Source organism: Mycobacterium sp., from assembly GCF_040509115.1.
Lineage (GTDB): Bacteria > Actinomycetota > Actinomycetes > Mycobacteriales > Mycobacteriaceae > Mycobacterium.
Window position 1 is genome coordinate 1 of sequence record NZ_JBEVLO010000091.1, and the last position, 6,366, is coordinate 6,366.

Sequence of the window (6,366 nt, forward strand, 5' to 3'; positions counted from 1 at the left end):
AAGGTGACGTCGGTGCCCGCCTGCTTGGTGATCGACGCGTAGTGCGCCCACACGCCCGCGTAGCAGTCCGCCTGGAGTTCGGTGCGTACCCCGTTGCCCTCTTCACCGCCGGGGCCCTGCTGAGCGCGGCCAAGGACGCCCTGTAGGTCCTGAACGTGATGCCCGAACTCGTGGGCGACGACGTACTCCTGCGCCAACGGCCCGCCACTGGAGCCGAACTGCTGGACGAGCACGTCGAAGAAGGACGTGTCGAAGTAGGCGGTCTGGTCGCCAGGGCAGTAGAAGGGGCCGACCTCCGTGGTAGCCGGGCCGCACGCGGTCTGGACGCTACCGGTGAAGATGTTCACCTGCGGACGCGTGTAACCGTCCATCAATCCGGCCCACACGCCGTCCACCGAGTTCCCCGTGGCGATCACGCGGCACTGGACGATGTCGTTGGCGTCCTTGCCGGTCTTGCACTGGCTGGTGTCGAAGCCAGGTGTCTGGGCGCCCTGACTGTCGTACTGCCCGCCGCCGCCCTGCGGCAGCACGGTGCCGGGATCGACGCCGAGGAACAGGGCCACGACCACGATCAGGAGGCCACCGATGCCACCGCCGACCGCGATGCGTCCGCCGCCGCCGCCTCTGCCGCCGCTGGTCGACGTGGTGCTCGTGTCGATCTGCATACCTTCGTTGAAGGTCATCAATCACCCCATCCGTCGACGCCGCCGAAGGCTCGGCACCAGCCGGGTTCAGCTTCCCACACTACGATTCAGGCGTGGCCGCCCAGCACGAAACCGTAGAAGATCCGACCGTCGTGCGCACCACGAACGGCCTGCTGCGGGGCACCACCGAAGGCGGCGTGAACGTGTGGCGGGGCATCGCCTACGCCGAGCAACCCCTTGGGCAGCGCCGATTCCAGGCTCCGGCGCCGCTGCAGCCGTGGACCGGGGTGCGCGACGCCGTCGAGCATGGACCGCTGCCACCTCAGGGGCGGTCCTTCGTCGGTGGTGGCCGCGACGACCCGAAGATCCGCGACGAGGCCTGCCTCACACTCACCGTTTGGTCGCCGGACCCCGGAGCGGCGCGAATGGGCGCCGGCGCGAAGACCACGTTGAAGCCGGTGATGGTGTGGATTCCCGGCGGCGCGTTCGTCTACGGCGCGGGCCAGTTGCAGCTGTACAACGGGTCGCGGTTGGCCGCCAACGGCGACGTCGTCGTCGTGAACGTGACGTACCGGCTCGGCGTCTTCGGGGGATTCGAGCTCGGCGACCTCGGCGACGGATTCGACGACAACCTCTGTCTGCGTGATCAGGTCGCCGCACTCAGCTGGGTGCGTGACAACATAGCCGCCTTCGGCGGCGACCCGGACGGCATCACCGTCTTCGGCGAATCAGCCGGTGCCACATCGGTTTTGGCGCTATTGGCCAGCCCGCTCGCCGAGGGTCTGTTCACCAGGGCGATAGCCCAGAGCCCCGCTCTGCCGCTGATCGCCGACCGGGAGACGAGGGCCCGCCAGGCCCATAGGTTCGTCGAGCGGCTCGGGGTCGAGGTCGACGAACTCAAGTCGTTGCCGCAGCGGCGACTTCGGCGCGCCGCCGGCGGCCTGCAGGCCGAGAGCGTAACGAGCAGTCCCACACTGGCATACGGGCTGACCCACGGCGTGGACTCGCTGCCTCTGCACCCGATCGAAGCGGCTCGGCAGGGCCGGGTCTCGTCGATCCCGTTGATCGTCGGCACCAACAGCCACGAGGCGTCCATGTTCGCGTGGGGCAAGCCCCCGATGCTGCCGACCACCCAGCCGATGGTCGATGCGTACTTCGCCCGCACGGCCCCCCATGCGAAGGAGCGGGTGCTCGCCGCCTACCCCGGGTATCCCCGTCGCAGCGCGCTGGTCGCCATCGGGTCCGACGCGATGTTCTGCGCTCCCACTTGGGCATTCGCCGATGCCTACGCGGAGGCCGCCCCGACCTACGTGTACCGCTTCGAGCACGCGGCATGGAGCCTGCGGCTGCTCGGTCTCGGTGCGACGCACGGCAGCGAGATCGTGCACGTCCAACACAGCTACGGGTCCTATCTGGGGCGCAAGGTTCACCCGTTGGGCAGACGGGTGCAACCCGCCGTTGGCCGTCGCATGCAGCGCACCTGGCTGAACTTCGCGACGGCCGAATTGGGTTCCGAATGGCCGAGGTACGACGCCACGTCGCGCCGCACCCGGGTCATCAGGTCGACGCGCGACGACACCGTCGCCGACCCGGACGCCGTGCGGCGCTCGGCATGGGAGGGGTTGTACTGAGCCGAACTCGGACGTCGTCAGCTGCATCGCCTTCGAAGGCGGCGGCGTGGCTGCGGTGGCAGGCGCATACGTCGAAGTGCTTGCGGGTCAACGGCTTCGGTGCCGACGGTTCGGTTTTCGGGTGGGGCCTTCAGTAAAACGAAGCGGGGCACGAACGACGTTGCGACCGGGTCTTTGGACTAGCCCGGTCCGTCGCTGGCCGCAGCGAGCAGCGGCACCACCAGATCGCTGATCGGGGTTGGCAGCCCGTGCTCCCTACCCTTGCGCGCGACCACGCCGTTGCGGACGTCCCATTCCAGCGGCCTGCCCCGCTCACGGTCGGTGAGGATCGACGTCGTCAGATCCTCCGGTACCCCCGTGAACATGCCGAGGATCTCCTCGATCGCCGCGTCGGCGAGGGCGGCGCCCTCGGCCCGCGCCACGGCGAGGCACTCGGCGAGATATGCACGGGCCAGCGTGGCGACGTCGTCGCGGCGGAACATGCCGGACTTGCGGCCCGTCAGGACCATGAGGCCGGCGACGGCGTTGGTCAGCAGCTTGCGCCAGGCATCGTCGACGAAGTTGGGGTCGCACTCCACGGTGAGCGAGGGCCCACGAAGTACGGCGGCCAACCCTCGGGCGCCCTCGTCGTCGGGTAGCACCAGACGCACGGGGGTGCGCAGGCGCACCCAGCCCTCCGGGCTCGCCTCGGCCGAGAACCACACGGCGCACGGCACGACGGTCGAGTCGGGGCAGTGGGGGCCGACGCGTTCGACCTGCTCGACACCGTTCTGCATGACGCAGACGAGCGTGTCCTCGCCGCACAGTCGGGCCAACCAGGCGGCGCTCCCCACGGTCTGGGTGTCCTTCACGGCGAGCACGACGACATCGACGGGCCCGTCGACGGTGTCGGGATCGGTGCGTACCGGGCTGGGCAGGACGATTGGCTCGCCGCCGAGGATGCCCGCATCGGGTCTGAGTTCGGTGGACTCCCGGGGAGTACGCCCGCACACCACCACATCGTGGCCGGCCTCGTGCAGCAGCGCCGCGACGGTCGAGCCGATGGCCCCAGGACCCACCACTGCGATGGAGGTTGTCACTGCGCCAAATTACCGCTAGCACCACACCTCTACACTGTGTCAGTCCTCTCGTCAGGCCATTCCCAGGGAGTTTGTGTGTTGCGCAGTCATGCCGCCGGTTCGTTGCGGTCCACCGACGCAGGCCAGGAGGTCACGTTGGCCGGTTGGGTGGCCCGTCGGCGTGACCACGGCGGCGTCATCTTCATCGACCTGCGGGATGCCTCCGGCGATGGGGGTTCTCTCCCTCGGGGGGGAGACCGCCGCGACGCCGGAAATTGGCAGGGCGTGACACAGGTGGTGTTCCGCGACGCCGAGGTGCTCGCACAGGCGCACCGGCTGCGGGCCGAATTCTGTGTCTCCGTCACCGGAGTCGTCGAGAACCGGCCGGAGGGCAACGCCAACGCCGACATCGCCACCGGCGACATCGAGGTGAACGCGACCTCGTTGACGGTGCTCAGTGAATGCGCGCCACTACCCTTCCAGCTCGACGAGACCGCGGGCGAGGAAGCGCGGCTCAAGTACCGCTATCTCGACCTGCGCCGTGAGGGTCCGGGTCACGCGATCCGGTTGCGCTCCAAGGTCAACGCCGCGGCCCGCGGCGTGCTGGCCTCCCACGACTTCATCGAGATCGAGACGCCCACCCTGACCCGCTCGACACCCGAGGGTGCCCGCGACTTCCTGGTGCCCGCTCGCCTGCAGCCCGGCTCGTTCTACGCGCTGCCGCAGAGCCCGCAATTGTTCAAGCAGCTGTTGATGGTCGCTGGCATGGAGCGCTACTACCAGATTGCGCGCTGCTACCGCGACGAGGACTTCCGCGCCGACCGTCAGCCCGAGTTCACCCAGCTCGACATGGAGATGAGCTTCGTCGACGCCGACGACGTCATGGCAGTTTCCGAAGAGGTGCTCAAGGCGCTCTGGGCGCTCATCGGCTACGACCTGCCGACCCCGATCCCGCGCATCACCTACGGCGAGGCCATGCGGCGATTCGGCTCCGACAAGCCCGACCTGCGGTTCGGCGTCGAGTTGGTGGATTGCACGGAGTTCTTCTCCGACACCACGTTTCGGGTGTTCCAGGCGCCGCACGTCGGCGCGGTCGTCATGCCGGGCGGGGCGTCGCAGCCGCGGCGCACGCTCGACGGCTGGCAGGAGTTCGCCAAGCAGCGCGGCCACAAGGGGCTGGCGTACGTGCTGGTGGCCGAGGACGGCACTCTGGGCGGCCCGGTGGCCAAGAACCTGACCGACTCCGAACGCGACGGACTGGCCGGGCACGTCGGCGCCAGCCCGGGGGACTGCATCTTCTTCGCCGCCGGGCCGGTGAAGTCCGCGCGGGCACTGCTGGGCGCCACCCGCATCGAGATCGCCAAGCGACTCGACTTGATCGATCCGGCGGCGTGGGCGTTCACCTGGGTCGTCGACTGGCCGCTGTTCGAGGCCGCCGACGAGGCCACCGCCTCTGGCGACGTCGCCGTGGGGTCCGGTGCATGGACGGCGGTGCACCACGCCTTCACCTCGCCCAAGCCCGAGTCGGAGGCCACGTTCGACACCGACCCGGGAAGTGCACTGGCCAATGCCTACGACATCGTGTGCAACGGCAACGAGATCGGCGGCGGCTCGATCCGCATCCATCGCCGTGACGTGCAGGAGCGGGTATTCGCGATGATGGGAATCGACCACGACGAGGCGCAGGACAAGTTCGGATTCCTGTTGGACGCCTTCACCTTTGGTGCGCCGCCTCACGGCGGCATCGCCTTCGGTTGGGACCGCATCACCGCCCTGCTTGCCGGGTTGGACTCCATTCGCGAGGTCATCGCGTTCCCGAAGTCCGGTGGTGGCGTCGACCCACTGACCGATGCGCCTGCGCCGATCACGGCCCAGCAGCGCAAGGAATCTGGTATCGACGCCAAGCCGAAGGCCGCCGACTAGCCTCTGCGCGGGCTCGGCGTCCCGGCGATCACGAGCTTGGCGGCGCACTCGGCGAACTCCGTGACGAGCGAGCTCGGTTCGCCGGTGCGACGGACGAGCGCCACCTCGCTTGGCACGACGCCAAGGAGCGGGATGGTCATCAGTTCCGGCTGCAGGTCGGGCACCCGGCTGTCGGCGGGCACGATCAGCACCGCATCGTTCTCGGCGATGAAGTCGAACATCTCGGCCGCGTCGTCGAGGACGGGGCCGTCGGGTGCATCCCAACCGTCGGGCCGGGGGGCGGTGCGCCAGTAGCTGTCCCACACCGGGTCGCTCACCCGTGGCATGGTCTCGCCTGCGATGTCCTCGAGCTCGACGGCTTCCCTGCCCGCCAGCCGGTGTCGACGTGACAGCAGCAGCGCCCTCGGCTCGCGATACAGCAAGGTCACGTCGACGCCGTCGAGGGGGATCGGGAGGCGGGTGACCGCGACGTCGACGAGGTGGTCGAGGAGCGCCGGGTGGGCACCGTTCCATGCCAGATGCCGAACGTTGACCTCGGCGTCGGGACGCCGGCGACGCAGCTCGCGCACGGCGGCGGTCACCACGAGATTGGTGGTGTAGCCGACCGTGATTCGGCGCGGCGCGGCGGCGGCGCGGGTGTGCGTTGCGGCGCGTGCCGCGGCGGTGAGCAGGTCCTCGGCATGGGTGAGGAACACACGACCGGCGTCGGTCAGCCGACTGCCCTGCGGCGTTCGCTCGAGAAGCGTCGTGCCGAGCCGTCCTTCGAGTCCGCGGATCTGTCTGCTCAGGGAGGGTTGCGTGATGTGCAGTGCGGTGGCGGCCCGACCGAAATGGCCGTGTTCGGCGACGGCGACGAAGTAGCGCACCACGCGGAGGTCGAAGTCGATGGGTCGCGGCCCTCGATCGGAGCCGGCATCGGACATGCACACGACCCTAGCCACTGACGTGGGTTCATGCCCGTGAGGCATGACGACATGCACGACGGGCCTTGGACGCGACCAGCCGGTCCGGGGCACGGTGGACGGATGACCACCGGAGTATTGCTCACCCCCGACCGTTCCGCCGCACACGTCGTCGACGACGCCGTGGAGCAGGCGTCGATGGCGTTCG

At 69.1% G+C, this 6,366-nt stretch carries 5 protein-coding genes; 2 read left to right on the plus strand and 3 right to left on the minus strand.

The features are described 5' to 3' along the window. Positions 1–683, minus strand: a 683-nt coding sequence (locus ABW137_RS07610; protein ID WP_526398496.1) for a neutral zinc metallopeptidase, incomplete at its 3' end; no start/stop codon positions are given. A 74-nt stretch (positions 684–757) separates the two neighbouring features. Between ABW137_RS07610 and ABW137_RS07615 the strand changes: the two genes are divergently transcribed. Beyond that, complete coding sequence (locus ABW137_RS07615; RefSeq protein WP_526398498.1) at positions 758–2,275, plus strand: carboxylesterase/lipase family protein; 1,518 nt, start codon at positions 758–760, stop codon at positions 2,273–2,275. 179 nt (positions 2,276–2,454) lie between these two features. Here ABW137_RS07615 and ABW137_RS07620 read toward each other — a convergent pair whose 3' ends face one another. Beyond that, positions 2,455–3,354 (minus strand): oxidoreductase, encoded by a 900-nt coding sequence (locus ABW137_RS07620; RefSeq protein ID WP_526398500.1) that lies wholly within the window; start codon positions 3,352–3,354, stop codon positions 2,455–2,457. Positions 3,355–3,429: 75 nt separating this feature from the next. Here ABW137_RS07620 and aspS point away from each other — a divergent pair, with 75 nt between their 5' ends. Beyond that, positions 3,430–5,256: an aspartate--tRNA ligase gene (aspS, locus tag ABW137_RS07625; protein WP_526398502.1), complete on the plus strand. Its 1,827-nt coding sequence runs from the start codon at positions 3,430–3,432 to the stop codon at positions 5,254–5,256. On the opposite strand, the gene ABW137_RS07630 is transcribed toward aspS, so the two are convergent. Beyond that, positions 5,253–6,179 carry a LysR family transcriptional regulator gene (locus tag ABW137_RS07630; protein ID WP_526398503.1) on the minus strand — a complete coding sequence of 309 codons (927 nt, stop codon included), beginning with the start codon at positions 6,177–6,179 and terminating at the stop codon, positions 5,253–5,255. The two genes, aspS and ABW137_RS07630, sit on opposite strands and share 4 nt — an antisense overlap. Positions 6,180–6,366: the final 187 nt, after the last annotated feature.